This is a genomic window from Streptomyces sp. NPDC002773 (genome assembly GCF_040295605.1).
Taxonomy (GTDB): domain Bacteria; phylum Actinomycetota; class Actinomycetes; order Streptomycetales; family Streptomycetaceae; genus Streptomyces.
Window position 1 is genome coordinate 39,433 of sequence record NZ_JBEOVO010000008.1, and the last position, 26,092, is coordinate 65,524.

Here is a 26,092-nt window from a genome sequence, read left to right on the forward strand (position 1 = left end):
GGTATGCGAAAACGAGAGCGAAGGACCCTCCATGACGAACGAACGTACGACCGGGCTCAGCGGCTTCTACCCGGTGCTCGCCACCCGGGACGTGGCGGCCTCCCGCGACTTCTACACCCGCCACTTCGGGTTCGAAGTGACCTTCGAGGCGGACTGGTACGTCAGCCTGCGCCGCCCCGACGCCCCCCAGTACGAGCTGGCCCTCCTCGACCACGACCACCCGACCGTCCCCGAAGGCCACCGGGCCGCGCTCCGGGGCGGCTTGCTGCTGAACTTCGAGGTGGACGACGTGGACGCCGAACACCAGCGGCTCGTGGCGAAGGCCGGCCTGCCCGAGGTACTGCCGCTGCGCACGGAGGACTTCGGCCAGCGCCACTTCATCGTCGCCGCCCCCGACGGCGTGCTGATCGACGTCGTCACCGTCGTCCCGCCCAGCGAGGAGTACGCCGCCCAGTACGCGGGCGCCTGAAGTCCTAGACCCATCGGCCGAGGGGCGTTCGGTACCGGGGCCGAGGCGGGGGTGAGTGCCGGACGGCCACGATGAGCGGCATGCGAATCGGGATTCTCGGAACAGGAAACGTAGGACGGGCGCTCGCGGCGGCGTGGGCGCGGACCGGCCATGAGGTGGTCCTCGGGTCACGGCGGCCGGACGACCAGGAACTGCGGGCGGAGCTCGGGGAACTCACCGCGGCGGGAGTACGGATCGACAGCTCGGCGGGCGCCGCCGCACACGCCGAGGTGCTGGTGAACGCCACCCCGGGCACGGACTCCGTGGCCCTGCTGACGGCGATCGGGGCCCCCACGCTCGCCGGGAAGGTCGTCCTCGACGTCGGCGTCGGCTTCCTGGCGGACGGGTCGCTGTCCCACCCGGTCGTCAGCCTCGGCGAGGAGATCCAGCAGGCCTTCCCGGAGACCCGGGTGGTGAAGACGCTCTGCACGGTCGACCGGAAGGTGATGGTCGCGCCGGACTCCCTGGAGGGTCCCGGCACCGTGTTCCTCTCGGGTGAGGACACGGCGGCGAAGAAGACCGTACGCGGACTGGTCACCGATCTCGGCTGGTCCGACGACGCGGTGCTCGACCTGGGCGGCATCGCCACGGCGCGGGGCCAGGAGCACTTCGCCCTGCTCTTCATCGGCATCGCACAGGCGACCGGCACCTACGAGTTCGGCATCCGGGTGGTCCTGCCCACGGGGGGCGGAAGCGGCCTCGGCCACTAGGGCGACCGGGCCGTGGGGCGGCGGGCGGGCGGGGGCGGGCGCTCGCCCGCCCGTTCGTCGCGACCGGGCGCCCCGTGGTGTGCCCTACTCGCTGCCGGCGCCCCTCAGGACGGCCTCGATCGACGGCCAGTCCGGGGCCTTCGGCGCGTACGTCTGCCTGGCCGTGGCGATGTCCTTGTAGCCGCTGGAGGTGACCACGCACACCACGGGGCCTTCGTCCTCGTGCGGCCCGTGGGCACGCAGGGCGGCGAGACCGGCGGCGGAGGAGGTCTCGCACCAGATGCCCTGCGCCGCCAACTCGTCCTGAGCGGCGTGCATCTGAGCGTCCGTCACCGTACGGGCCGATCCGCCGGTCTCACTGACGGCGAGCACGCCTCGGTAGCCGCTGATCTCACAGTCGATGGCGTACGCGGCGGTCGGGCCCACCGGCACCCGGGCGACGGGCCGGCCGGTGCGGAGCGCCTCGGTGAGGGCGCCGGCGGCGGCGGGCTCGGCGGCGTACACCTGGGGGACGGAGTCGGTGACCCCGAGCCGTACGAGCTCCTGGAAGCCCTTGGCCACCCCGAAGAGCAACTCGCCGTAGCCGGTGGGGAGATGGACCGCCGCCGGGGCACGCCCCAGGTCGAGGGCGAGCTCGTACGCGAGCGTCTTGTAGCCCTCGGGCCCGAAGGGGTGGCCGGTGTGGGCGGTGTCTGTCACGCTGCTGACGCTCTGGAAGCCGAGTTCGTCGACGATCCGCCGCATCAGCGGACGCACCGACGCGTACGGGACGGTCAGCACCGTCGCCCCGTAGGCACGGAGGTGCGAGGCGACGGCGGGCGGCGCGTCCGGTGAGGCGAAGACGGCGCAGGGGAGCCCGGCGCGGGCGGCGTACGCGGCGGCGGAGGCACCGTGGTTGCCGGACGAGGAGACGACGATGCCGCGCGCGCCCGAGGCGACGGCGGCGCTGACGGCGACCCGGTTGAGGCGGTCCTTGTGGCTCCAGGTCGGGTTCCGGGACTCGTCCTTGACCCAGACGCCGTCGGGGAGCCGGACCAGCGGGGTGTTGCCTTCGCCGAGGCCGGGGGCGGCGAGCGGCGGGAGCAGCGGGGCCCAGCGTTCGAGACCGTGGGCGGCGGGACGGGTGAACAGGTCGGCGGGGACGTCGTCGTAGGCGTAGTCGATGTCCAGCGGGTACGCGACCTCGTCGGTGGAGGTCACCGGGCAGCCCCGGGTGAGCGGCGGCCAGAGCGGATGGCGTACGGACGGGTCGGCGAGCGAGCGTTGGGCGAGGGCGAGCGAGGTCACGCGGGGCCTTTCGGGCTCGTGGGGCGGAGGGCTCGTGGGGCGGAGGGCTCGTAGGCGGAGGGCTCGTGGGGCGGGAGGCTCGTAAGTCGGCCGGCCAGGACTTCGTACGTCTCCGGCGGCCCGCCGCCGGAACTCAGTCGGCCATGCGGCGGGTCAGCGCGGCCAGGGCGCCCGGCTGGCGGCCCGGGACGCGTCGCCGCAGGGCGACGAGGGTGGGGCCGAGGGCGCGGGCCCGTGCCGGGTCGCCGATCTGCTCCCACTGGTGGTGGGCCCGGTCCACGGCCCCTTCGACGTCCGGGTCGTCCGTCGGCTGCCGCAGACCGAGCCGGGCCTCGGCGGCGGCGAGCCACAGTTCGCAGCTGCGGGCGGGGTCCCCGGCGAGACGGGCGAGGTCGGCCCGTACCTCCGTCCAGTGGACGGCCTCGGCGGACCGGGGCCCGTGGCCGCGGAGGGCCTCGCGCTCCCAGGCCGCGGCCACCGCCGCCGCCTCCCCGTGCCGACCGGCCATGGCGGCGGCGAGGATCGCGGGGTGCGGGTCCTGCTCCTGCGGGGAGACCGGCGCGGGGGCGGGGGCCAGGAGACGCGACTCCGTTACGGCCGAGGCGGCGTGGGCTGCGGACTCCGCGTGGAGCGTGGCGTACGGGAGCCGCGCGCCGGAGCGCCAGAGTTCCGCCCAGGACCGCAGATAGTCGGGGGTCATGGGCACTCCCCGGCGGGGGGCGGGGGTCACCCGCCCGTAGAGGAGCGGTCCGGGCCCCAGGGACAGCAGGTCGGGGGCGGTGGTGAGGCGGGCCCACAGGTCGGGGTCCGCCGCGAGGTCCACGACGACGGTCGTGGTGCCGGGGGGCCGCACCGCGAGTTCGCCGGCGACCCAGTGCCAGGGCAGCGCCGTGTAGCGGAGCGTCGCCGGGGTGGTGCGGGCGAGCGCCAGGTGCGGCCGTTGCTGGCGGCGGTCGAGGTGGAGCTGCCCCGCGAGGCAGACGAGCAGCGGACCGGGGCTCGCGGCGGCGGCACGCAGGCGTGTGAGCACGGTCTGCGGGTCGAGCGGGTCGGCGAGTTCGACGACCGTGGCGGTGGTGGTGCCGGTGAGGACCCCGGGCGGCACGGCGGCGAGGGCCGGGAGCACGGAGGTGGCGTCCATGGCACGCCCCCGCCCGGCGGGCGCCGCCGCGAGCAGGAACGCGGTTCCCACCGTGCCCGTCCCCGCCCCCGTGCCCGCCCCGCCCATGGCCGCCGTACGCGTGCCCACCGTGCCGATTCCGTTGTCGTTCACCACCCCCGCACCGTAACGCGTCGTGCACTGGCCGGTAATCGCCGGGCCTTTGACATATGCCAGAAGCACCACCGGATCGAGTGTTGCCAAATCCCTTACGGGCTCTCCCGCGCTGTGCCACAGTCGTATCCGGGCCTCTCCCCTCACACTTGGCCTGGCCGTGCCGCGTCTGTATCGGAGTACGACATGCCGTCCCCCCTGTTCGCGGACCGCCCCGCCCAGCAGCCGGAGCCGGGCGCGGTGGACGCACTGATCTCGCAGACCCGCCGCCTGCGCGGCGAGCTCGTGGCCGTGCGCCAGGACGCCGTGGTGGACGACGACGACCCCCAGCAGCGCTGGCAGCGCGCTCTCTGCGACCTCGCGGTCAGTCAACTCGACGATCTGGGTGCCCACTTGGGGCAGTTGCGGGCAGGCGTCCCGGAGCAGACCGCCCCCGCGACGAGCCCGGGGACGGGCCCTGGGACGAGCGCCGAAGCGACCCCCGAGGCCGTCCTCGACACCGGCCTCGCGACCGACCCCGGCACCGCGTACGGCGAGATCCCCCCGGCGCGTACGGGCTCGCTGCTCTCCCGCGTCGGCAGCGCCGAGTGGGACCTGCTCACCGACGAGGTCAGCTGGTCCGAAGAACTGTTCCAGATCTTCGGACGTACGCGCGAGAGCGGCCCGATGTCTCTCGACGAGATGCCCACGATGGTCTTCGCCGAGGACCAGCCCGTCCTCCAGAGCCTGGTGACGGACTGTCTGATCGACGGGAAGCCGATCGACGGCGAGTTCCGGATCGTGCGGACCGACGGACGGGTGCGCACGGTGCACATGACAGGTGAGCCCGTCCTCGACGCCGACGGATGCACCGCCTCGATGTGGGCCGTCCTCCGTGACGTCAGCGAGCTGCGGCGCAGCCAGCGGGCGGTCAGGGAGAGCCGGGACAGTCTGGAGCGCAGCCGCCACATCGAGCGGACCGAGCGCCGGGTCGCCGTCGAGCTCCAGGAGGCGGTGCTCCCGCCGTGGCGCGGCTCGCTCCGCTTCGCCCACGACGGACCCGCCCCGCTCGACGTGGCGGCCCACTACCTGCCGGCCGCGAGCACCGGCCTCATCGGTGGCGACTGGTACGACGCCCTCGCCCTGCCCGACGGGGACGCGCTGCTGACCGTCGGTGACCTGACGGGCCACGGGGTCGCCGCGACCTCGTCGATGGCCATGCTCCTCGGCGCGCTGCGCGGGATGGCGGTCGCGGGCATCCGCCCCGCCGCCCTGATGGGCCACCTCAACCAGCTCCTGGAGACCTCCGTACAGCCCGCGCTCGGCAGTGCGATGTGCTGCCGCTACGACCCGGTCGCCCAGACACTGACCTGGGCGCAGGCCGGCCACCCCGCCCCGCTGCTGTTCCGCGACGGGACGGGGCACCTCCTCCGCCGGCCCGAGGGGGTGCTCCTCGGGGCGACGACCGGGGCCGTGTACGGCGAGACCGAGACCCGGCTGCTCCCCGGTGACCTGCTCGTGCTGCACACCGACGGGCTGACCCGTGGCAGCGGTACGGGGGACGACACGGGCGCGCGACGGCTGCTCGCCCTCGGTCACCGGCTCGCCGGGGCGCGGGACGCCCAGGACGGTGTGCGTGCGGTGGTCGAGGAGTTCGGCGAGGAGCAGCGCGAGGACGACGCCTGCGTGATGGTGGTACGGGTCGGCCGCTGAGGCACCCGGCGACGTGCGCCTTCCGGCGTCCCCGTATCGGACGCCGACCGCCGAACGTCGTATGACAAAGGCCGACCGCCGACCGGTGGTCGCGGCCGTGTCCCCACTCAGGCCTGGCCGGTCCTCGGCCGGTTGACCGGCGACTGCGGCAGGGCCTCCGCGATCTCCTCGCGCAGGTGCTCGATCCTCGTGTAGCCGGCGTACTGCCCGGTGAGCCGGTACATCTCCCGCAGCCGGTCCCAGGTGCGGTGGGACGAGGTCTCGCCCATCGACATCAGCGCGAGCCGGGCGTACCGGTCGGCCTGCTCCGGATCGTCGGCGATGAAGCAGGCCGAGGCCAGCGAGATGTGGTCGAAGAGCTTCGAGCGGTCGTGGCCGCCGCGCCGCAGTTCGATCGCCAGCTTGGCATGGCGCTGCGCGGGGACCGCGGCGGCCGGCTCGTGATCGGCGAGGGTGCGGTAGGCGAGGGCCTGCATGCCGTGCATGTCGGCCTCGTCGAAGTTCTGCATCCAGCTCGGCGTCTTCTCGTCGCGCCGGTCGGACACGAACAGCTCCTCGGCCTCGCCGAGGGTGCGGCGCATGGCCTGGCCGCGGCCCATCGAGGCCTGCGCCCAGGCCTCGATCGTGTGGAACATGGCCCGGGTCCTCGGCAGCAACTGCTCCCCCGAACCGTCCTTGGCCAGCTTCATCAGATCGAGGGCGTCGTCGGGCCTGCCCAGGTGCACCATCTGGCGCGCGGCGCGGGACAGCGCCTCGCCGGCCCGGGGCCGGTCGCCTCCCTCGCGGGCCGCGTGGGCGGCGATCACGAAGTACTTCTGGGCCGTGGGTTCGAGGCCCACGTCGTGCGACATCCAGCCGGCGAGGACGGCCAGGTTGGCGGCGACGCCCCACAGGCGTTGCTGGAGGTGGTCGGCGTGGCGGTAGGCGAGCATGCCGCCCACCTCGTTGAGCTGGCCCACCACGGCCTTGCGCTGGAGACCGCCACCCCGGGAGGCGTCCCAGGCGCGGAACACCTCCACCGAGTGCTCCAGGGCCTCGATCTCCTGCGACCCGATGGGGGCGGCCTCGTAGCGGTCGAACCCGGCGGGGTCGGCGTGCAGGGGATCGGTGGCCCGCTGGGGGGCGGACCGGCGTGAGGGGTCGGTCTGCAGCCAGTTGTGCATGGCGTTGGTGAGTACGGAGCCGGCGGCAAGCGCGGCACCCGCGCCCACCAGGCCGCGTCGGTTGAGCATGAGGTCCATTCCCGTGAATTCGGTGAGGACCGCCGCCGTACGATCGGGTGCCCAGGGCAGCCCGTCAGGGTTGTCCGTCTTCCTGACGTCCTGCCGTCTTCCGGCGCGCCCGTGTCGTACGAACCCGAGGTCCTCGATGGTCACGACACGGCCGAGTCGCTCGGTGAACAGTGCTGCCAGCACCCGGGGGACGGGATCGCGCGGGGTCTCACCGCGGTCGATCCAGCGCCGGACCCGCGAGGTGTCGGTCGCCAGCTGGGGGTGGCCCATGGCCGCCGCCTGCCGGTTGACGAGTCTCGCGAGTTCGCCCTTGGACCAGCCGGCCAGGCCGAATAGGTCTGCCAGGCGGGTGTTGGTTTGTCCGGTCACGTCTAAGCCCCCAGGTTCTCGGCTGAGTTGACAGTAACCCCCTGTCATAGGGCTGGCGACTATTCGCCAGGGTTCGCCAGGGTGCGCCCGATGTTCCGCCACCCGCGCCCGGGTGTCAGGTAGGAATGCGCCACCCCGCCCCGCCGACCGGCCCTCATTCCCCAGGGTGCGGACCGGGGGGCGGGCGGGGCGACGCACGCAACTCGTCGGCACACGAAGGGATCTGTCACCTCCATGTACACAGCATCGTCCTCCGTGTCCGCCCCGCCCCGGCCGCAGCACCGCATCGTCCAGGCCGGCGCCGGACCTTACCTCGCTCCCGCGCCCCAGGCCGTCCGGCCGCGGCGCTGGACGGGCGGTACCGGCACCCAGCCGATCAGCGGACGAATCGACCTGTCCGGCCCTCAGGGGGCGCAGCTGAAGAGGGCGATCGCCTCGGTCCACCGCATCTGCCCGGAGTTCAACCCGGTGCAGGTGCTACGGCGCAGCGGACGTTCCGTACTGATCGTCGGGACGACCGGGCGGACCACGGCGGTCGCGAAGTGTTTACTGGACCACTCCCCCGCGTGGGTCGAGCGGTTCCAGCACGAGATAGCTTCCTACCGCTCCTTCGTCCGGCACCGTCCGCCGGTGCGGGCGCCGCGGCTGATCGCCGCGGATCCGGAGAACTGCACGCTGGTGATCGAGCGGATGCCCGGACGGGCCGCGGCGCTCTCGCGCCACCCCGTCGAGGCCCCGCCGCGGGCCGACGTGCGGGCCGCGCTCGGCGCGATCGCCCGGCTCAACGCCTGGCGGCCGCCGGCCGGGACCTTCGACGCCCCGTTGGACTACGGCACCCGGATCGCGCGCTACCACGAGCTCGGACTCTTCACCGACCGGGACCGGGACGACCTGCAGAAGTTGCTGCACGGTCTGGCGCAGGCGGGCGGCCGCCAGGGCATGGGCCAGTTCTGCCACGGTGACGCCCTGCTCTCCAACATCCTCCTCTCCCCCACCGGACCGGTCCTCGTCGACTGGGAGCACGCCGGCTGGTACCTCCCGGGGTACGACCTGGCGACGCTGTGGGCGGTGCTCGCCGACGCGCCGCTCGCCAGGCGCCAGATCAGCCAGCTCGCCCAGCAGGCGGGCATGGCCTCACGGGACGCCTTCCTGGTGAACCTGATGATCGTGCTGACGCGGGAGATCCGTACCTACGAGACGGCGGTGCAGCGCACCATGAAGGAGGCCCCGCCGGCCGGCTCCGTGCCGGTGCCCACGGGGGCGCTCGCCCCCGGCGAGGAACAGCGGCTGCTCCTGAGGCGGCTGCACGACGACTGCGCCATGGCACGGCGGGCCGTGCGCGCGGCGGTCGGGACGCGCTGAAGGGCGGGGCCGACCGACGCCACGGGGGAGGGTGCGCCGTGCGCCCGGTGCCGACACACCGGGACGCGGCGCACTGGGTTTCTCCGCCGCCGGACCGCTCGCGGCGGCGGGTCAATGGTCCACTCCACTGACGCGTCCCAGGCCCGGGGCCCGTCTGCGCGAAAGTCCGCCGTTCGGCCTCCATTCCCGCTCTGACGTGGGAACTTGCTTTTCAGCGGGCGTGATTGACGGATCGTTCGGGAGCCGATACCCCTGTACGGGTTCGGTCCCGCACGCCCCGGTGTCACCCCCCGCCCCTGGAGGCTGCCTTGCTCCGTTCCGTGTCCCCCGGACGCATGCCGTCCGCTCGTCTCACCGGAGCCGTGGGCGTGCTCGCGTCCGCGGCCCTGCTGTTCCCTCTACTCTCCGCCGCCCCTCCGGCCGGTGCCGACGTGCCCGATGCGGGATCCCTCCAGGGGCAGTTCGCGCGGGCGGCCGCGCGCCACGGCGTACCGGAGAGCGTGCTGCTCGCCGTCTCGTACCTCCAGTCGCGCTGGGACGGCCACGGTGGCGCGCCGAGCGTGACCGGCGGCTACGGGCCGATGCATCTGACGGACGCGGTGACGGCGCTCGCCGGCGCCGCCCCGCACCACTCGGAGGGTGAGGAGGACCCGCGCGGCGACTCCTCGCGCGCGGTGCGTTCCGGCGCGGAGGCAGCGGTCCCGACGGCGGAGGAGCTGCCTCCGCGGCTGCGGACGCTTGAGCGGGCGTCCGCGCTGTCCGGGATTCCGGCCGAGGAGCTGCGTACCGGCACGGCGGCGAACATCGAGGGCGGGGCGGCGCTGCTCGCCGCCGCGCAGCGGGAGGCCGGGCTTCCGGCGAGCGCGGACCCGGCCGACTGGTACGGGGCGGTGGCGCGGTACTCCGGCGCGGACGACTCGGCGACGGCGACGACGTACGCGAATGACGTGTTCGACGTGATCCGGAGCGGGGAGTCCCGGACGACGGACAGCGGGCAGAGGGTGACGCTGCCGGCCGCGCCCGCGGTCGCGCCGGAGACGGAGCAGGTGGCGGCCCTCGGTTTGCGGCGCCCGGCGGCCGGGCCGGTGGAGTGCCCGTCCACGGTGGCCTGCGAGTGGATCCCCGCGCCGTACGAGGAGTTCGGCGACGGCGACTACGGCAACCACGACAAGGCGGACCGGCCCACCTCCCAGTCGATCGACTACATCGTCATCCATGACACCGAGGCCGTCTGGGACGTCACCCTGAAGCTGGTGCAGGATCCGACGTACGTGTCCTGGCAGTACTCGCTGCGCTCCTCCGACGGGCACATCGCCCAGCACCTCCCGGTCAAGGACGTCGGCTGGCACGCGGGCAACTGGTTCGTGAACGCCAAGTCGGTGGGTCTCGAACACGAGGGCTTCCTCACCTCTCCGGACTCCTGGTACACGGAGGCGATGTACCGGACGTCGGCGCGGCTCGTGCGGTACCTCGCCGCGCGGTACGACATCCCGCTCGACCGGCAGCACGTCCTGGGCCACGACAACGTGCCGGGCACGGTCACGTCCACCATCAGGGGCATGCACACGGACCCGGGCCCGTACTGGGACTGGGCGCACTACTTCCGGCTCCTCGGCCGGCCGATCACGCCGAGCGCCGGTCCGGACGCCGGAGTGGTGACGATCCGGCCCGAGTACAGCGCCCATCAGCCGGTGTACACGGGGTGTGCGGTGGCAGGGGAGGCGTGCGCGCCGCACGGGAGCGGGGCGGTGCGCCTGCACACCGGGCCGAGCGCCGACGCGCCCCTGGTGAAGGACATCGGTCTGCGGCCGGGTGGGCAGGACTCGACGACCGGGGTCAACGACACCGGGGCGCGTGCCTCGACGGGGCAGAGCTACGCGGTGGCGGAGCGCAGGGGCGACTGGACGGCGGTCTGGTACCTCGGGCAGAAGGCGTGGTTCCGCAATCCGGGGAAGGAGCCGACCGCGGTGAACGCGCGGGGGCTCGTCCTGACTCCCCGGGAGGGCCTCGCCTCGGTGCCGGTGTACGGGCGGGCGTATCCGGAGGCCTCGGCGTATCCGGCGGGTGTGCCGGTGCAGGCGGTGTCGCCGCTGCCGTACAAGCTGCTCGCGGGTCAGCGGTACGTGGTGGGTGACCGGACCCCGGGCGAGTACTACTTCGCGCCGGTGTTCGACAGCAGCGGGCACACGGTCGTGCGCGGACAGGAGGAGTACTACCAGATTCAGTTCGGCCATCGCGTGGCCTTCGTGAAGGCCGCGGACGTGCGGGTTTCCCGGGCCTGACGGAGGAGTGGCCGAAAGGTGCGGGGTGGTGCCGGACACGGGGTCCGGCACCACCCCTTCGGCGTTCATAGGACTATTCGGGAGATCGCGTGCGCCGTACGGGCGACGGGTAAAGGTGGGCCGGACACAGCACTTGCTCACCGGAAGGCCCCTCCGCACATGCCTCAGCCCTTCGTTATGCCGGATTTCTATGTTCCGTATCCGGCGCGGCTCAATCCCCATGTGGAGACCGCCCGCACGCACACCCGGGACTGGGCGCGGGAGATGGGGATGCTGGAGGGTTCGGGGGTGTGGGAGCAGCACGACCTCGACTCCCACGACTACGCGCTGCTCTGCGCGTACACGCATCCCGACTGCGACGAGCAGGCCCTGAACCTCGTCACGGACTGGTACACGTGGGTCTTCTTCTTCGACGACCACTTCCTGGAGGTCTTCAAGCGGACCCAGGACCGGGCGGGCAGCAAGGCGTACCTCGACCGACTGCCGATGTTCATGCCGGCCGACCCGGCGACGGGCATGCCCGAGCCCACCAACCCCGTGGAGGCGGGCCTCGCCGACCTCTGGCGGCGGACCGTCCCCTCGATGTCCGAGGGCTGGCGGGTGCGGTTCGCGGAGGCGACCGAGCACCTCCTCAACGAGTCGCTCTGGGAGCTCGACAACATCAACGGCGGGCGGGTCGCCAACCCCGTCGAGTACATCGAGATGCGCCGCAAGGTGGGCGGCGCGCCTTGGTCGGCCGGGCTCGTGGAGTACGCGGCGGGGGCCGAGGTCCCGGACCGGGTGGCGTACTCCCGGCCGCTCCGCGTCCTCAGGGACGCCTTCTCCGACGCCGTGCACCTGCGCAACGACCTCTTCTCGTACCAGCGCGAGGTGGAGGACGAGGGCGAGAACAGCAACGGCGTGCTCGTCCTCGAGCGGTTCCTCGGCTGTACGACGCAGGAGGCGGCGAACGCCGTCAACGACCTGCTGACCTCGCGGCTCCAGCAGTTCGAGAACACGGCCCTGACCGAGGTGCCGCTGCTGGCCGCCGAGAAGGGCCTGGGCCCGGAGGAGTGCGCGGCCGTGGCGGCGTACGCCAAGGGCCTCCAGGACTGGCAGTCCGGCGGCCACGAGTGGCACATGCGCTCCAGCCGGTACATGAACGAGGGCATGGTCGCCGGGCCCTCGCGGCTCGACGGGGTGCTCGGCACCTCCGCCCTGGACATCCGGACCCTGTTCGGCCGCCCGGCCGCCTCCCGGCTGCGGACCCTCACGCATGTGCCGCACCAGCAGGTGGGGCCCTCGCTGCTGCCGGAGTTCGACCTGCCGTACCCGCTGACGCTCAGCCCGCACCACCAGGAGGCGAAGCGGCGCTCCGAGGACTGGGCGGAGCGGATGGGGCTCCTGGACGACATCTGGGACCGGCCGATGATGGACGGCTTCGACCTCGCGCTCTGCTCGGCGGGGCTCGACCCGGACGCCACCCTGGAGGAGCTGGAGCTCAGCGCCGAGTGGCTGACCTGGGGGACGTACGGGGACGACTACTACCCCCTCGTCTTCGGGCGGCCGCGCGACCTGGGCGGCGCGAAGCGGTTCACGGAGCGGCTCAAGTCGTGCATGCCGGTGGAGGACCCGGCGGCCGGGCGGACGTTCGCCTCCCATCCCCTGGAGGTGTCGCTCGCCGACCTGTGGGCGCGTACGTCCGGTCCGATGGGCCCGGAGGCACGGGCCCAGCTCAGGACCGCGCTCGACGCGATGCTCGACAGCTGGCTGTGGGAGCTGCACAACCAGTCGCAGCACCGGGTGCCCGATCCGGTGGACTACATCGAGATGCGCCGGACCACCTTCGGCTCCGAACTGACGATGCTCCTCTGCCGGCTGCGGCACACCGAGGCGCTGCCTCCCGAGATCTACCGGACGGGCACGGTCCGCGCCCTGGAGCATTCGGTCGCCGACTACGCGACGCTCCTCAACGACCTCTTCTCGTACCAGAAGGAGATCGAGGTCGAGGGCGAGGTGCACAACGGCGTCCTTGTCCTGCAGAAGTTCTTCGACTGCGACTACCCGACGGCGGTGGCGATGGTCGACGACCTGATGCGGGGGCGGCTGCGGCAGTACGAGCATCTCAAGGAGACCGAAGTACCGGTGCTCTACGAGGACTTCGGTCTCGCCCAGGAGGGCAGGACGGCCTTCGAGGCGTATCTGCGGGAGCTTGAGGACTGGCTGGCCGGCATCCTCAACTGGCACCAGAAGGTGCGGCGTTACCGTGCCGAGGACGTCCATGCGGGCAGCGGCACGCCACTGGTGGGCCGGGGTCCGACGGGGCTCGGCACCTCGGCCGCGCGGGTGGCCTCAATGATCGGCTCCGCGACCCGCTGACACGCGCGAGGGCCGTCCACGGGAAGCTCCGTGGACGGCCCTCGTCCGTATCGGTCGGGCGTCAGGGGCGTCGGCCGCGCAGCTCGTCGAGCTCGCGGCGGTCCCGCTTGGTGGGGCGTCCTGCGCCCCGGTCGCGTACGGCGGCGACGGCCACCTCCTCGCGCGGCGGCGGGGGCGGACTGTTGTCCACGTACGCCTCGACGGCGACCGGCGGGCCCACCCGCTTGGTGTGGAGCTCCTTGACCTCGACGATCCGCTCACGGCCGCCGTGGAAGAGCCTGACCTCGTCGCCGGGCTTCACCGGCTGGGCGGGCTTGGCCCGCTCGCCGTTGACCTTGACGTGGCCGGCCCGGCAGGCCGCGGCGGCCTGGGAACGGGTCTTGGTGAGCCGGACCGCCCAGATCCAGCTGTCGACGCGTGCGCTCATCGGCCCCCGCTCCCCCGTCAGCCCTGCTGGAACAGCTCGGCGGGCAGCGGCTTGAGCAGTGCGTACAGGTCGTCGGTGATCGGCCGGTCCCAACTGGCGATCGTCACGAGGACGTTGTCGCTGCGGTCGAACTGGACGCAGGAGATGCGGCTCTCGGAGAGCTTGAGGCGGCGGACGATCAGGAGGTTGTCGCCCTGCATCACGGGGACGTCCTCGGTGTCGAGGACCTCGATCGGCTCGTCGTTCTCGAGGGCGGCGAGGAGCTGGGCCACCTCGAAGGGGATCTGGCCCTCCGCGAGCTCGCGCGCCGGGGAGCCCTCCGGCAGATTACCGATGATCATCGCGGGGCCCCGGCCGCCGAACAGGTCGTACCGGAGGAAGACACCCTGGCAGGAACCGTCGGGTGCGGGCAGCAGGCCGGCGCCGAGGTTTCCGGGCCAGTCCCCCGGGTCCATGGCCAGGACATCGAAGTCCGGGCCCGCGGGAGTGGCGGCGCTGCGGCGGCGGAGGAAGGACATACGGCCATGGTACGTGCCCGGCCGCGCGACGCGACGCGCCGGGCGGCTCCGGGCGGCACGGACCACCGCGCTCACCTTACGTGAGCACGGCGCCGTCACCCTCACCCTCAGTGACCACGTTTCCGGAGGGTGGCGTCCCGCCCGGGTCCCGGCTCAGCTCGTGGGCGGGGTGTCCCCCACGAGCCACATGGAGAAGAACTGGGCGCCGCCTCCGTAGGCGTGCCCGAGCGCCCTGCGGGCGCCGTCGACCTGGTGCTCGCCCGCCTCCCCGCGTACCTGGAGGGCGGCCTCGGCGAAGCGGATCATGCCGGAGGCGCCGATGGGGTTGGTGGAGAGCACCCCGCCGGAGGGGTTCACGGGCAGGTCGCCGTCGAGTTCGGTGACTCCGGCCTCGGTGAGCTTCCAGCCCTCGCCCTCCTCGGCGAAGCCCAGGTTCTCCAGCCACATCGGCTCGTACCAGGAGAACGGTACGTACATCTCGACGGCGTCGATCTCCCGCCGGGGGTCGGTGATGCCGGCCTGCCGGTAGACGTCGGCGGCGCAGTCCCGTCCCGCCCGCGGCGAGACGAAGTCCTTGCCCGCGAAGAGGGTGGGTTCGCTGCGCATCGCGCCGCCGTGCACCCAGGCGGGCGGCCGGGGCGAACGGGCCGCGCCCGTACGGTCGGTGAGGACCATCGCGCAGGCCCCGTCCGACGAGGGACAGGTCTCCGAGTAGCGGATCGGGTCCCAGAGCATCGGGGAGGCCTGCACCTTCTCCAGGGTGAGGTCGTGCTCGTGGAGGTGGGCGTACGGGTTGAGGAGCGCGTTGCGCCGGTCCTTGTACGCCACGAGGGAGCCGATCGCGTCGGGGGCGCCGGTGCGGCGCATATAGGCCCGGACGTGCGGGGCGAAGAAGCCTCCGGCCCCGGCGAGCAGCGGCTGCTGGAAGGGGACGGGCAGGGAGAGGCCCCACATGGCGTTGGACTCGGACTGCTTCTCGAACGCGAGGGTGAGGACGGTGCGGTGGACGCGCGCCGCGACCAGGTTGGCGGCGACGAGCGCGGTGGAGCCGCCGACCGATCCGGCGGTGTGCACCCGGAGCATGGGTTTGCCGACCGCGCCGAGGGCGTCCGCGAGGTACAGCTCCGGCATCATCACGCCCTCGAAGAAGTCGGGGGCCTTGCCGATGACGACGGCGTCGATGTCCGTCCAGGTCAGCTCGGCGTCCGCCAGGGCGCGGGCGGCGGCCTCGCGGACGAGTCCGGCGATCGACACGTCCCCGCGGGCGGCGACGTGTTTGGTCTGGCCGATGCCGACGACGGCAACGGGCTCTTCAGACATCGGAGTCCCCTTCCAGGACGGCGACCAGGTTCTGCTGGAGGCAGGGCCCCGAGGTGGCGTGGGCGAGGGCGCGGTCGGAGTCGCCGCGGTGGATGCGGGCGGCGGCCTCGCCGAGCCGGATGAGGCCGGTGGCCATGACGGGGTTGGCGGCGAGGGCGCCGCCGGAGGGGTTGACCCTCACCCTGTCGTCGAGGTCCAGGGCCTTCCTCAGGACGACCTCCTGGGAGGTGAAGGGCGCGTGGAGTTCGGCGGTGTCGACGGGCCGCTCGAAGGCACCGGCGCGTTCGGCCGCGAGGCGGGTGGAGGGCGAGTGGGTGAGGTCGCGGACGCCGAGGGAGTGGGCCTCGATGCGGTGGTCCATGCCGCGGATCCACGCGGGCCGGTCGCAGAGTGCGCGGGCCCGGTCCCCGGCGGCGAGGATCACGGCGGCGGCGCCGTCGCCGATGGGCGGGCAGTCGCCGGTGCGCAGCGGATGGACCACGTAGCCGCCCTGGGGGCGGGCGCCGGGCAGTTGGGCGTGCGGGTTCGCCGTGGCGTCCTCGCGGCTGCGGGCGGCGATCGCGGCGAGGGCGGGCTCGTCGGCGTCGCCCGCGTCGAGGAGGGCCTGCGCCTGGAGGGCGGCGAGGGCGACGGAGTCGGGCCAGAGCGGGGCGAGGTAGTAGGGGTCGAGCTGGCGGGTGAGGACGTCACGGACGGAGCCGGGCGAGGACTTCCCGTAGGAGTAGACGAGGGCGGTGTCGGCCTCGCCGGTGAGGAGCTTCACCCAGGCCTCGTACAGCGCCCAGGCTCCGTCGGTCTCGACGTGGGACTCGGAGATGGGGGGCCAGGCGCCGACGCCGTCGAGGGCCATGGTGAACGAGAAGGCCCGGCCGGCGAGGTAGTCGGAGGAGCCGGAGCAGGTGAAGCCGATGTCGGAGGTCTTGAGCCCGGTCTGCCGGAGCACCTCGTGGAGGACGGGCATGACCATCTCGACCTCGGAGAGGTCGTCGGTGCGACGGCGGTGGTCGCTCTGGGCGAAGGCGACGATCGCCACCTCTCGGCCCGGCCGGTGCGGCGTCACAGCAGCTCCTTGTAGGTGTCGTAGTCGGCGTCGGGCTCGCCGGTGGGCCGGTAGTGGTCGGGATAGCGGCCGTCCTCGCTCCACACGGGTTCGACGCGCAGGCCCATGCGGACCTGGTCGTAAGGGATGCCGCCGATCCGGCCGTGGAGGGCGAGCCCGGCGCCGTCGAGGGCGATGTGGGCGTAGACGTAGGGCACCTCGATGTCGAGGTTCTTCGCCTTGATGTTGACGATGCAGTAGGTGGTCACCGTGCCCCGTGGGCCGACCTCGACCTGGTCGGTGGTGGCGATGCCGCAAGTGGGGCAGGCGCCGCGGGGCGGCACGTACACCTTGGCGCAGGAGGGGCAGCGTTCGCCGACGGTACGGCGCTCGGCGAGGGCGTGGAGATAGCGGGTCTGGGCGCGGCCGGGGCTGTAGGTGTAGTCGAGGCGGGCGGCGGCGACGATGCCGGTGACGGGGGCGTCGAACAGGCCGTCGTGGGGCTGCGGTTCGGGGGCGGTAGCGCTGTCGGTGTCGTACGGCTCGAAGCAGGCGATGTCGGTGATGGCGCCGACGCGTTCGGCGGCCCAGCGGATCCGGACCCGCAGTCCGGTGCGGACGGCTTCGGGGCCGGGTGCGTCGAGGGCGTGCAGGAGGGCGGTGTCGGCGCCGTCGAGACGGACGAGGACCCAGGCGAAGGGGGTCGCCAGGGGCTGGCCGGGGCGGGGCTCGGGGTTCCAGGCCCAGGTGGTGACGGTGCCGGTGGCGGCGACCTCGACGAGGTCGCGGAGCTCGGCGGCGGTGGCGGGGTCGTACTCGACGGGCGGGACGAGCACCTCGCCGGCTTCGGTGCGGACGCCGAGTACGGTCCGCTCACGCAGTCCGGTGAGGAAGGCGGACTGGACGGGACCGAGGGAGCGGGTGAAGGGGAACTCGACGATCAGGGGGGCGCGGAGGATCTCGGGGGGTGGGGTGGGGGCGGGGGTGGCGGTTGTCATGGGTGGGCTCCTTGATGGGGGTGATGGCAAACGCCGGGCGGGCTGGAAACTCGGCCCCGCCGGCGTTTGAGGCGCGGAGGTCCGGGGGTGGAGCCCCCGGTCACGGTCACTCCCGCCGGTACACCGCCGCCCGCTTCTCCGTGAACGCCCTCGCCCCCTCCCTCGCGTCCGCCGTGTCGAAGATCGGCCACCCCCGCTTCAGCTCGGCGGCAAGGCCCTCCGTCTCGGTCATCTCGGCCGTCTCGTAGACCGACGCCTTCACCGCCTCGACCGCCAACGGCCCGCACGCGTTGATGCGTTCGGCGATGTCGAGGGCCGTGTCGAGTGCGGTGCCGTCGGGGACGACGCGGCCGACGAGGCCGATGCGGGCGGCTTCCTCGGCGGTATACGGGCGGCCGGTGAGGAGCATTTCCAGGGCGTGGGTGCGGGCGATCTGGCGGGGCAGGCGGACGGTGGAGCCGCCGATGGGGAAGAGGCCGCGACGGACCTCGAAGAGGCCGAACGTGGCGGAGGTGGCCGCGACCCTGATGTCGGTGCCCTGGAGGATCTCGGTGCCGCCGGCGACGCAGTACCCCTCGACGGCGGCGATGACGGGTTTGCGGGGGCGGTGGTGGCGCAGCATCGCCTTCCAGTGGAGGTCGGGGTCGGCCTTCAGCCGGTCCCGGTACTGCTCGCCCTCCATGCCCTTGCCGGCCAGGGCCTTGAGGTCCATGCCGGCGCAGAAGGCGCCACCCGCGCCGGTGAGGACGACCGAGCGGACGCTGTCGTCGGCGTCGGCTTCCAGCCAGCCGTCGTAGAGGCCGACGAGCATCGGCAGTGAGAGGGCGTTCTTGGCCTCGGGGCGGTTCAAGGTGAGTACGAGCGTGCCGCCTTCGCGCCGCACGGTGAGGTGTTCGGTGCCACCCATGGGGGTCTCCCGTCTCCAGTTCTGGAACAGGTTGCAGTAGCCCGGGGCCCAGTTCAATAGTTTTCTGACACCTAGTCAGATTCTTCTGCGCGACCTCTTCCCCCCGTCGGCGTACGGCGCTCTAATGACCGCCCGAGTCCGTACGTGCCGGGGTCAGGAGGAATGGTGGAGTACAACCTTGCCGACCTGTTCGAATCGGTCGTCGACGTGGTCCCCGACCGCGAGGCGCTGGTGTACGTCGACCATCCGGGCACCGGCGCGGAGCGGCGGCTCACCTACGCCGAACTGGACGCGGCGGCCAACCGGATCGCCCACCACCTCGTCGACGCGGGCGTCCGGCCCGGCGAACACCTCGGGCTCCACCTCTACAACGGCGTCGAGTACCTCCAGACCGTCCTCGCCTGCCTCAAGGCGCGGATCGTGCCGGTCAACGTGAACTACCGGTACGTGGAGGAGGAGCTCGTCTACCTCTACCGGGACGCCGACCTGGCCGCACTCGTCTTCGACGCCGAGTTCACCGACCGGGTGGCGGCGGCACTCCCGCAGACCGAGAAGCTGCGGCACCTCGTACGGGTGGGGGCCCCGGCCGAGGGGGCGGGGGTCCTCGACTGCGTGCCGTTCGCCGAGGCGGAGGCCGCCGGCTCGCCCGAGCGGGGCTTCGGGCCGCGCTCGGCCGACGACCTCTTCATCATCTACACCGGCGGGACGACCGGGATGCCCAAGGGCGTCCTGTGGCGCCAGGAGGACCTCTTCTTCGCGGGGCTCTTCGGCGGGGACCCCTCGGGCGAGCCCGTGAAGCGCCCCGAGGAGCTGGCCGAGCGGGTGGCGGCCGGTGGCTCCGGCATCGCCTTCTTCCCCGCGCCGCCGCTCATGCACGGCACGTCCACGCTGACCGCGTTCATCGCCCTCAACTACGGCCAGCGGGTGGTCCTGCACCGCAAGTACGTGCCTGAGGAGGTTCTCCGCACCCTGGAGAAGGAGAAGGTGTCCAGCATCTCCCTGGTCGGGGACGCGATGCTGCGGCCGCTCGTGGACGCGCTGCGCGGGCCGCTGAGCGGCACTGACCTCTCCGCCCTGTTCAGCCTGTCCTCGTCCGGGGCCATCATGTCCGACACCGTGCGGGCCCAGCTCCAGGAACTCATGCCGAACGTGCTGCTCCTCAACAACTTCGGCTCCACCGAGTCCGGTTCCAACGGCCGCGCGACCGACGACTCCGGCCCGGCCAGGGGCTTCCGGCTGCATGTCAACGAACGCACCCAGGTGGTCGACCCGGCGACCCGCGCCCCCGTCGCCCCGGGCGAGATCGGGCGGCTCGCCCAGCGCGGCCACGTGCCGCTCGGCTACTACAACGACCCGGCCAAGACCGCCGAGACCTTCTTCGAGCGGGACGGGGTGCGGTGGGTGCTCCTCGGGGACATGGCGACCGTGGACGAGGCCGGGGTGGTCACCGTCCTCGGGCGCGGTTCCCAGTGCATCAACACGGGCGGCGAGAAGGTCTACCCGGAGGAGGTGGAGCAGGCCCTGAAGTCGCACCCCGACGTGTACGACGCGCTGGTCGCGGGAGTCCCCGACGCCCGCTGGGGCAACCACGTCGCCGCGGTCGTCCAGCTCCGCGCGGACGCCCCGCCGCTGGACCTGGACTCCCTCCAGACCCACTGCCGCCCCCGCCTCGCCGGGTACAAGGTGCCCCGCCAGCTGGTCCTGACCGACCGCATCCAGCGCTCCCCCAGCGGCAAGGCGGACTACCGCTGGGCCCGCTCGGTGGCGGTGGAGGCGGACGCGGCGGTCACGGGGACGGGCGGGGGCGCGGGGGCCGACGGCTAGAGCCCGAACTCCCGTACCGCCGTGAGGAATTCCTCGGGACGGTCGGTGTGGACGAGATGCCCCGCCTCGATCCCGACGAGGCGGGCGTCGGGGATGCGTTCGGCGAGCCTGGAGAGGTGCTCCTGAGGAACGTGGCTGGCCGGGCCGCCCGTGAGGACCAGAGTGGGGGCCTTGATCGCCGGCAGCTCCTCGCGCCAGGCCGGGTCGGGGGCGTTCAACTGGGCGTCGGTGGCCAGGACGATCTCCCAGTCGAACCCGAGGGGACCTGAGGGGCGCTCGGCCACCGGTCGCGGCGGGTCGAGCGGGACGAAGGCCGGGGGCTCCTCCAGGACGAGCCGGCCGATCAGGTCCGGTTCCCGCTGGGCGAGCAGGAAGGCCGCGGCGGCGCCCATCGAGTGGGCGACGACCGTGGCGCCGGTGAGACCGAGGGCCTTGAGGAAGCCGCCGAGTTCGTCACGGAAGACGTCGAAACCGTAGTGGCCCGGCCGGTCGCTCAGTCCGTGTCCGCGCAGGTCGACCGCGTACACCCGGTGGTCGGCGGCGAGTTCCTTCGCGACGCGGCTCCAGGTGGTGCTGTTCTCACCGCGCCCATGGACCAGGACGACGGGCGGGGCCTCCTCGGAGCCCCGTACCCGGTAGGCGAGGCGTACGCCGTCCACCGTGACCGTACGGACCTCCGGATCGAGGAACGCGGCGACCGGGCGGACGAAGGCATCCGCGTCGTCCACCCACGGGAAGTGTCCGGCGCCCGGCAGGACGACGAGTTCGGCGCCCGGGAAGTGGGAGGCGGCCTCGGCCGCCTTGGCCGGGGTGGGGCCCGCGTCGTACTCCCCCGCCAGGATCAGCACGGGCGCCGTGAGCGCGGTGAGGGCGCGGCGGGTCGACTCCGGATCGCAGGCGCCGTCGCCGTGGTAGGCGGAGACGGCATCCCAGCGCATCCGCCGCGCCGCGGCGTGCTCCTGGGCGGCGGCGTCCCACCGCCCGTACGAGAAGGGCCCGATGATCTCCAGGACGCGTGGGAGCGGGGTGTCCGGGCCGATCGTGGCGAGCGCGGCGCGGGCCTCCGGGTACCACGGCCGGTCGGCGAAGACCTCGACGGCCTTGTCCCATTCCTCGTCGGTGGTGTCGACGCCGACCGCACGGCCGGCGGGGGTGACGAGGACGAGGGAGCGGATCCGCTCGGGGTGCGCGGCGGCGTACAGGGTGGCCAGGGTTCCTGCCGCCGAATGGCCGAGGAGGTCGATCCGCTCCAGGTCGAGGTGGGCGCGGAGCGCCTCGACGTCGCCGACCTGCCGGTCGCAGCGGTACGTGCCGGGGTCGGCGGGTTCGGCGCTCGCCCCGGTGCCACGGGTGTCGAGCACGACGAGGGCGCGGTGGGCGGCGAGTCCCCCGAGGTCGCCGAGGTAGTCGGCGTCGCGCATCGGTCCGCCCGCCAGGCACACCAGTGGCTCGCCCTCCCCGAGGATCCGGTAGGCGAGTTCGGTCCCGTCGTACGTCGTGAACTTCGGCATGGCGCCGATCCTCACCCGCTCCCGGCGATCTTCGCAATCGGTTTCACCGAGAGCGCGATACGGTGGACGGACCGTCCCCGATCTGCGAAGGAACCGTTTCACCGTGCCTGAGACCGGAGATCCCGCGCTGCGCGGCGACTGCGCGAACTGCTTCGGCCTGTGCTGTGTGGCGCTGCCCTTCGCGAAGTCGGCCGACTTCGCCGTGGACAAGGCGCCCGGCGAGCCCTGCCGGAACCTCCGGGAGGACTTCCGCTGCGGCATCCACACCCGGCTGCGGCCCAGCGGTTTCCAGGGCTGCACGGTGTACGACTGCTTCGGCGCGGGCCAGCAGGTCTCCCAGGTGACCTTCGGCGGGGTGTCCTGGCGCGAGGCGCCGGAGACCGCGAGCCGGATGTTCGGCGTGTTCTATGTGATGCGTCAGCTGCACGAGCTGATGCGCTACCTCAGCGAGGGGCTGGCCCGGCCGGCGGCCCGCCCGGTCCACGCCGAGCTGCGGAAGGCGCTCGACCGGGTCGAGGAGCTCACCCGGGGCGCGGCGGACGCGCTGGAGGAGCTGAGGGTTCCCGAGGTGCGCGCCGACGTGAACCGGCTGCTGCTGCGGACGAGCGAACTGGTCCGCGCCACGGCGGGCGGGAAGCCGAGGAGCAGGCGCGGGGCGGACCTGGTCGGGAAGCGGCTGCGCGGGGCGAAGCTGCGCGGCACCGACCTGCGCGGGGCGCTGCTCATCGCCGCCGATCTGACGGGGGCGGACCTGTCGCTCGCGGATCTGATCGGCGCGGACCTGCGGGACGCCGATCTGTCGGGGGCGGATCTGACCGGCGCCCTCTTCCTGACGCAGCCCCAGCTGAACGCGGCGCGCGGGAGCGCCGCCACCCGCCTCCCGGAGGGTTTCGAGCGCCCCGCGCACTGGACGGCCTGACGGACCTCGTGACGAGGAGGCCGCCCCCCTTACGAGGAGGCCGCCCCCCGTTACGAGGAGACCGCCGCGTTGCGCCAGACCGTGACGTCGAGCGTCAGGTACGTGCTGGGCGAGTCCTCCGGGGAGATGCCCTTGACGGTGACGAGGCCGAGGTGCCCCGTGCCGGTCGTGACGCAGATCTGACGGCCCGTGGACAGCTTGTTCACGTAGACGTCCGTGGTGAACCGGGTCTCCGCGCGGCACACGGCGAGCGAGCCCTTCTGGCCCGGGTCGAGGAGGACCAGGCTGCCGCCGCTGGTCTCCGCGTCGAGGTATCCGCCGGTGTCGTAGGAGAGTTCGTATCCGCCGTCCTCGCCCTTCTGGGGCCGCACGGTGTCGTCGCCGAGCGTCAGGTGGTAGCCGGCGGTGAGGTTGACGGCCTTGAAGTCGGCGGGCTGCGGGTCGGCGGCGCCGGTCGGGGGCTGCGCGTCGGCGGGGCTGCCGGTGGCGCCGGGTGTCGTCCCACCGCCCTGGCCCGTCGACGGGCCACCGCTCGGCTTCGCGCCGCTCGGCTTGTCGCCGTTGGCCGTGGTCTCCTGCCCCTTGTCCTTCAGCATGACGTACGCCGTCACCCCGCCGACGGCGCCGAAGGCGAGGACGGCGGCGACGGCCACGAGCAGCCCTCGCCCGGCCCGGCCCCGCGCGGCTCCGGGCGCGGTGTGCGGGTGCCCGCCCGGGGCCCCGAGGTGCTGGTACGGCGTGGGGACGGGACCCTGCGTCGGCGCGTAGGCAGGGGTGGGGGCGGCGTGCGCCGGGTGGGGCACGGGCGTGCGGTACGGCCCTGCATGCGGGGGCGGCTGCTGTCCGGCCGGAGGCCCGTAGGCGCCGGGCGGGGCGGTCGGCGGGGCCGGGGTAGCGGAGGCGGTGGGCGCGTACGCCGCGGCGGGGGCCGTGGGCGCGTGGCCGACGGCCGGGGCGGTCGGGCCGGACGGAGCGGTGGGTGAGTAGCCCGCCGCCGGGGCGGTGGGGCCCGACGGAGCGGTGGGTGAGTAGCCGGCCGCCGGGGCGGTCGGCGGGGGCGGGGGTGTCTGGACGGGGGCGGGGGCCGCGGCCCGGGCGGTGATCTCGGCGGAGACCGCGCCCGGCAGCCAGTCCTCGGGGCGGCGGAGGACCGTCGCCGCGTTCGCCTCCTGGCAGAGGCGGATGACCTCGGCGAGCGTGGGCCGCGCCTCGGGGTCCTTCGCGAGGCACCGCGTGACGAGCTCGCTCAGCCGCTCCGGCACGGCGCTGAGGTCCGGCTCCTCGTGCACGATGCGGTACAGCACGCCGTGCGAGGTGCCCTCGCCGAACGCCGGGGCCCCCGTCGCCGCGTAGGCCGCGACCTGCCCGAGCGCGAAGATGTCCGTCGCCGGGGTCACCTTGCGGCCGGCGGCCTGCTCGGGCGCCATGAACGACGGGGTGCCGATGGTGACGCCGCTGCCGGTGAGCGAGGTCGCGTCGGCCGCGTGGGCGATGCCGAAGTCGATGACGCGGGGCCCGTCGGAGGCGAGCAGCACGTTGGACGGCTTGAGGTCGCGGTGGACGATCCCGGCGCCGTGGATGACGTGCAGGGCCTCGGCCATCCCGGCGACGAGCAGCAGCACCGTCTCCACGGGCAGGGCGCCGTGGGTGACGACCGCGTCGGCGAGCGAAGGGCCCGGGACGTAGGCAGTGGCCAGCCAGGGCTGGGCGCCTTCCGGGTCGGCGTCGATCACGGGTGCGGTGAAGAGTCCCTGCACGCGCTGCGCGGAGCGCACCTCCTGGGCGAAGCGGCGGCGGAACTCCGCGTCCTCGCCGAACTCGGGGCGGATCAGCTTGATCGCCACGGGTCGGCCGCCGGGCGTGTACGACAGGTACACCTTCCCCATGCCGCCGGCCCCCAGCCTGGCGGCGAGCCGGTACCCGGCGACCGTGGTGGGGTCGTCCGCGGCGAGCGGTTGGAAGATCTCGCCCGCGGCGCCTCGACCCGGCTGCTGACCACTCATGAATGCATGTCTCCCCACGTGGAACTGTGTTGCCGGACGGCACCCTACCGCCGTGGGGCGGTCGGGCCCGCCGCGCGGCCTACGGGCGGGGCGCCGGGGCGGTCCGTACGTCGTAGGTGTAGGGGGTCGTGGTGGAGAGGGTCAGGAAGCCGAGGCGCTGGAGGATCGGGCGGCTGGTGTCGGCGGCGTCGACCTGGACGTAGCGGTGGCCGCGTTCGGCCGCGAGGCGGGTGCGGTGCGCGACGAGGGCGCGGTAGAGGCCGCGGCCGCGCCAGCTCTCGACGGTGCCGCCGCCCCAGAGTCCGGCGAAGTCGGTACCGGGGCAGAGTTCGAGGCGGGCCGCGCTGACGGGTTCGCCGGCCGCGAGGGCGACGACGGCGGTGACGGTGCCGGGGTCGGCCGCGAGGCGGTCGAGGAGTTGGCGGCCGATGTGGGTGCTGTCGGTGCCGAAGGCGCGTTCGTGGACCTCGACCACCTGGCGTACCCCGGTCTCGTCGGTGACGGCGCGGAGTTCGACGCCTTCGGGGAGCGGTACGTCCAGGGGCAGCGCGGAGGCTTCGGCGGCCATCAGGGTCTCGGGGTCCTCGGCGGTGAAGCCCGCGGCGAGAAGCCGCTCGCCGAGGTCTGCGGGGGTGTCGTGGGCGTACAGCTTCCACTCGAAGGACCGGCCGGCGGTGCGGTAGTGGTCGATCTGCCGGGCGATGGCCCGGTCGGCGGCGGGGGCGTCCAGGTGGGACCAGAGCACGCCGTTCCAGGCGTGCGCGGGTCCCGTCTGGCGGACGACGTCGCCGTCGCGTTCGATCCGGCAGCCGGGTCCGTCGGGGCGGGCCCCTCGGCGGAGCTGACGGTCGTACAGGTCACGCAGGTGCTGGGGCTGGGGTTCCATGGGGGTCACTCCAGCACCGCGTCCGACCTGCGGCAACGGGATTTCCGCCGCCGCGGGGGGTCATGGGGTGCGGGTCGCCGTCCGGGGGCCCGATGGCGTGTCGGCGGTCTGTCCCGCGTCGTGCCGGAGCGGGGTGATCTGGTCGATGTCGTAGCGGATCCGGAGCTGTTCGACGGCCTGGTGGTCGACCTCGCCGCCCGAGCCGAGGATCTCCATGAGCTCCTCGAAGTACCGCTCGTGGTCGGGCGGCGGCGAGGCCTGGAAGAGCATGCGGACGGGGTCGCCGGTGGGGTTGGCGAAGGCGTGCGGGCAGCCGGAGGGCACCAGGATCAGGGTGCCGGGGGTGGCGCGCACGGCTCGCTGCCCGGAGGAGGACTCCCACTCCCGCCAGCTGTCCTTGGTGCGGACGAGCGGTTCGAAGGCGAGGACGTCGAGCTCGCCCTCCAGGACGTAGAAGAGTTCCTCGCTGTGTCCGTGGGCGTGGGCACCGACGTCGAAGCCGGGCGGGACGACGACCTCGAAGGTGGAGGCGGTACGGGAGTGCTCGCCGGTCACCTTGAAGGTGACGTGCTGGGCGGCGGTGGTGAGGGTCTTGCCGTGGCCGGGCGGCACGATGAGGCCGCCGCCCGGTCCGATCGCGGTGGCTGTCACGGTGTACGGGCTCCTC

21 protein-coding genes are annotated in these 26,092 nt (G+C 73.3%); 8 read left to right on the top strand and 13 right to left on the bottom strand.

What is annotated here, in order from left to right; genetic code table 11:
* The first annotated feature begins 31 nt into the window (after positions 1 to 31).
* Complete coding sequence (locus ABT034_RS13025) at positions 32 to 469, top strand: VOC family protein (protein WP_351214347.1); 438 nt, start codon at positions 32 to 34, stop codon at positions 467 to 469.
* Between the two features lie 80 nt (positions 470 to 549).
* Positions 550 to 1,218 carry an NADPH-dependent F420 reductase gene (locus ABT034_RS13030; protein WP_502972900.1) on the top strand — a complete coding sequence of 223 codons (669 nt, stop codon included), beginning with the start codon at positions 550 to 552 and terminating at the stop codon, positions 1,216 to 1,218.
* Between the two features lie 84 nt (positions 1,219 to 1,302).
* Here the strand turns inward: ABT034_RS13030 and ABT034_RS13035 are convergent, their stop codons facing one another.
* Together ABT034_RS13035 and ABT034_RS13040 are read right to left on the bottom strand one after the other, a co-directional pair.
* The gene (locus ABT034_RS13035) at positions 1,303 to 2,505 is read right to left on the bottom strand and encodes a threonine synthase (RefSeq protein ID WP_351214351.1); all 1,203 of its coding nucleotides are present in this window, start codon (positions 2,503 to 2,505) and stop codon (positions 1,303 to 1,305) included.
* Between the two features lie 133 nt (positions 2,506 to 2,638).
* The gene (locus ABT034_RS13040; protein ID WP_351214660.1) at positions 2,639 to 3,733 is read right to left on the bottom strand and encodes a hypothetical protein; all 1,095 of its coding nucleotides are present in this window, start codon (positions 3,731 to 3,733) and stop codon (positions 2,639 to 2,641) included.
* Between the two features lie 231 nt (positions 3,734 to 3,964).
* Here ABT034_RS13040 and ABT034_RS13045 point away from each other — a divergent pair, with 231 nt between their 5' ends.
* Positions 3,965 to 5,470, top strand: a complete 1,506-nt coding sequence (locus tag ABT034_RS13045) for a PP2C family protein-serine/threonine phosphatase (protein ID WP_351214353.1) — start codon at positions 3,965 to 3,967, stop codon at positions 5,468 to 5,470.
* A 107-nt stretch (positions 5,471 to 5,577) separates the two neighbouring features.
* On the opposite strand, the gene ABT034_RS13050 is transcribed toward ABT034_RS13045, so the two are convergent.
* On the bottom strand, positions 5,578 to 7,071 hold the full coding sequence (locus ABT034_RS13050) for a DNA-binding protein NsdB (RefSeq protein WP_351214355.1): 1,494 nt from the start codon (positions 7,069 to 7,071) through the stop codon (positions 5,578 to 5,580).
* 234 nt (positions 7,072 to 7,305) lie between these two features.
* On the opposite strand from ABT034_RS13050, the gene ABT034_RS13055 reads away from it, so the two are divergent.
* The 3 genes from ABT034_RS13055 (at position 7,306) to ABT034_RS13065 (ending at position 13,073) form a co-directional block, all read left to right on the top strand.
* Complete coding sequence (locus ABT034_RS13055; RefSeq protein ID WP_351214357.1) at positions 7,306 to 8,433, top strand: aminoglycoside phosphotransferase family protein; 1,128 nt, start codon at positions 7,306 to 7,308, stop codon at positions 8,431 to 8,433.
* Positions 8,434 to 8,768: 335 nt separating this feature from the next.
* A complete protein-coding gene (locus tag ABT034_RS13060; protein WP_351214359.1) occupies positions 8,769 to 10,715 on the top strand; it encodes an N-acetylmuramoyl-L-alanine amidase in 1,947 nt (648 codons plus the stop codon).
* 159 nt (positions 10,716 to 10,874) lie between these two features.
* Complete coding sequence (locus tag ABT034_RS13065; protein ID WP_351214361.1) at positions 10,875 to 13,073, top strand: terpene synthase family protein; 2,199 nt, start codon at positions 10,875 to 10,877, stop codon at positions 13,071 to 13,073.
* Between the two features lie 61 nt (positions 13,074 to 13,134).
* On the opposite strand, the gene ABT034_RS13070 is transcribed toward ABT034_RS13065, so the two are convergent.
* From ABT034_RS13070 to ABT034_RS13095, 6 genes are all read right to left on the bottom strand, one after another.
* On the bottom strand, positions 13,135 to 13,500 hold the full coding sequence (locus tag ABT034_RS13070; protein WP_351214363.1) for an RNA-binding S4 domain-containing protein: 366 nt from the start codon (positions 13,498 to 13,500) through the stop codon (positions 13,135 to 13,137).
* Positions 13,501 to 13,517: 17 nt separating this feature from the next.
* Positions 13,518 to 14,018, bottom strand: coding sequence for a hypothetical protein (locus tag ABT034_RS13075; protein WP_351214365.1), 501 nt, complete (start codon positions 14,016 to 14,018; stop codon positions 13,518 to 13,520).
* A gap of 153 nt (positions 14,019 to 14,171) precedes the next feature.
* Entirely contained in the window at positions 14,172 to 15,338 is a 1,167-nt protein-coding gene (locus tag ABT034_RS13080; protein ID WP_351214366.1) for a thiolase family protein, read from the bottom strand.
* Positions 15,331 to 16,398, bottom strand: coding sequence for a thiolase family protein (locus ABT034_RS13085; protein WP_351214368.1), 1,068 nt, complete (start codon positions 16,396 to 16,398; stop codon positions 15,331 to 15,333). Before ABT034_RS13085 ends, ABT034_RS13080 begins: the two co-directional genes overlap by 8 nt.
* Complete coding sequence (locus ABT034_RS13090) at positions 16,395 to 17,375, bottom strand: Zn-ribbon domain-containing OB-fold protein (protein WP_351214370.1); 981 nt, start codon at positions 17,373 to 17,375, stop codon at positions 16,395 to 16,397. The genes ABT034_RS13085 and ABT034_RS13090 overlap by 4 nt, the downstream gene beginning before the upstream one ends.
* 106 nt (positions 17,376 to 17,481) lie before the next feature.
* Complete coding sequence (locus tag ABT034_RS13095; RefSeq protein WP_351214372.1) at positions 17,482 to 18,282, bottom strand: crotonase/enoyl-CoA hydratase family protein; 801 nt, start codon at positions 18,280 to 18,282, stop codon at positions 17,482 to 17,484.
* Positions 18,283 to 18,447: 165 nt separating this feature from the next.
* On the opposite strand from ABT034_RS13095, the gene ABT034_RS13100 reads away from it, so the two are divergent.
* Positions 18,448 to 20,106, top strand: coding sequence for an acyl-CoA synthetase (locus ABT034_RS13100; RefSeq protein WP_351214662.1), 1,659 nt, complete (start codon positions 18,448 to 18,450; stop codon positions 20,104 to 20,106).
* Here the strand turns inward: ABT034_RS13100 and ABT034_RS13105 are convergent.
* On the bottom strand, positions 20,103 to 21,617 hold the full coding sequence (locus ABT034_RS13105; RefSeq protein WP_351214374.1) for an alpha/beta fold hydrolase: 1,515 nt from the start codon (positions 21,615 to 21,617) through the stop codon (positions 20,103 to 20,105). The genes ABT034_RS13100 and ABT034_RS13105 overlap by 4 nt on opposite strands.
* Positions 21,618 to 21,720: 103 nt before the next feature.
* On the opposite strand from ABT034_RS13105, the gene ABT034_RS13110 reads away from it, so the two are divergent.
* Positions 21,721 to 22,536 (top strand): pentapeptide repeat-containing protein, encoded by an 816-nt coding sequence (locus ABT034_RS13110; RefSeq protein WP_351214376.1) that lies wholly within the window; start codon positions 21,721 to 21,723, stop codon positions 22,534 to 22,536.
* A gap of 50 nt (positions 22,537 to 22,586) precedes the next feature.
* Here the strand turns inward: ABT034_RS13110 and ABT034_RS13115 are convergent, their stop codons facing one another.
* From ABT034_RS13115 to ABT034_RS13125, 3 genes are all read right to left on the bottom strand, one after another.
* A complete protein-coding gene (locus ABT034_RS13115; protein WP_351214377.1) occupies positions 22,587 to 24,539 on the bottom strand; it encodes a serine/threonine-protein kinase in 1,953 nt (650 codons plus the stop codon).
* 79 nt (positions 24,540 to 24,618) lie between these two features.
* Positions 24,619 to 25,425: a GNAT family N-acetyltransferase gene (locus tag ABT034_RS13120; RefSeq protein WP_351214379.1), complete on the bottom strand. Its 807-nt coding sequence runs from the start codon at positions 25,423 to 25,425 to the stop codon at positions 24,619 to 24,621.
* A 60-nt stretch (positions 25,426 to 25,485) separates the two neighbouring features.
* Positions 25,486 to 26,076, bottom strand: coding sequence for a cupin domain-containing protein (locus ABT034_RS13125; RefSeq protein ID WP_351214381.1), 591 nt, complete (start codon positions 26,074 to 26,076; stop codon positions 25,486 to 25,488).
* Between the last annotated feature and the right edge of the window lie 16 nt (positions 26,077 to 26,092).

Excerpts from the sequence above, each read along its gene's own strand:
- ABT034_RS13060 (WP_351214359.1), top strand. The coding sequence starts at position 8,769 with ATGCCGTCCGCTCGTCTCACCGGAGCCGTGGGCGTGCTCGCGTCCGCG.
- ABT034_RS13095 (WP_351214372.1), bottom strand. The coding sequence starts at position 18,282 with ATGGGTGGCACCGAACACCTCACCGTGCGGCGCGAAGGCGGCACGCTC.
- ABT034_RS13115 (WP_351214377.1), bottom strand. The coding sequence starts at position 24,539 with ATGAGTGGTCAGCAGCCGGGTCGAGGCGCCGCGGGCGAGATCTTCCAA.
- ABT034_RS13045 (WP_351214353.1), top strand. The coding sequence starts at position 3,965 with ATGCCGTCCCCCCTGTTCGCGGACCGCCCCGCCCAGCAGCCGGAGCCG.
- ABT034_RS13080 (WP_351214366.1), bottom strand. The coding sequence starts at position 15,338 with ATGTCTGAAGAGCCCGTTGCCGTCGTCGGCATCGGCCAGACCAAACAC.
- ABT034_RS13105 (WP_351214374.1), bottom strand. The coding sequence starts at position 21,617 with ATGCCGAAGTTCACGACGTACGACGGGACCGAACTCGCCTACCGGATC.
- ABT034_RS13070 (WP_351214363.1), bottom strand. The coding sequence starts at position 13,500 with ATGAGCGCACGCGTCGACAGCTGGATCTGGGCGGTCCGGCTCACCAAG.
- ABT034_RS13055 (WP_351214357.1), top strand. The coding sequence starts at position 7,306 with ATGTACACAGCATCGTCCTCCGTGTCCGCCCCGCCCCGGCCGCAGCAC.
- ABT034_RS13120 (WP_351214379.1), bottom strand. The coding sequence starts at position 25,425 with ATGGAACCCCAGCCCCAGCACCTGCGTGACCTGTACGACCGTCAGCTC.
- ABT034_RS13090 (WP_351214370.1), bottom strand. The coding sequence starts at position 17,375 with ATGACAACCGCCACCCCCGCCCCCACCCCACCCCCCGAGATCCTCCGC.
- ABT034_RS13030 (WP_502972900.1), top strand. The coding sequence starts at position 550 with ATGCGAATCGGGATTCTCGGAACAGGAAACGTAGGACGGGCGCTCGCG.
- ABT034_RS13040 (WP_351214660.1), bottom strand. The coding sequence starts at position 3,733 with ATGGGCGGGGCGGGCACGGGGGCGGGGACGGGCACGGTGGGAACCGCG.
- ABT034_RS13025 (WP_351214347.1), top strand. The coding sequence starts at position 32 with ATGACGAACGAACGTACGACCGGGCTCAGCGGCTTCTACCCGGTGCTC.
- ABT034_RS13075 (WP_351214365.1), bottom strand. The coding sequence starts at position 14,018 with ATGTCCTTCCTCCGCCGCCGCAGCGCCGCCACTCCCGCGGGCCCGGAC.
- ABT034_RS13065 (WP_351214361.1), top strand. The coding sequence starts at position 10,875 with ATGCCTCAGCCCTTCGTTATGCCGGATTTCTATGTTCCGTATCCGGCG.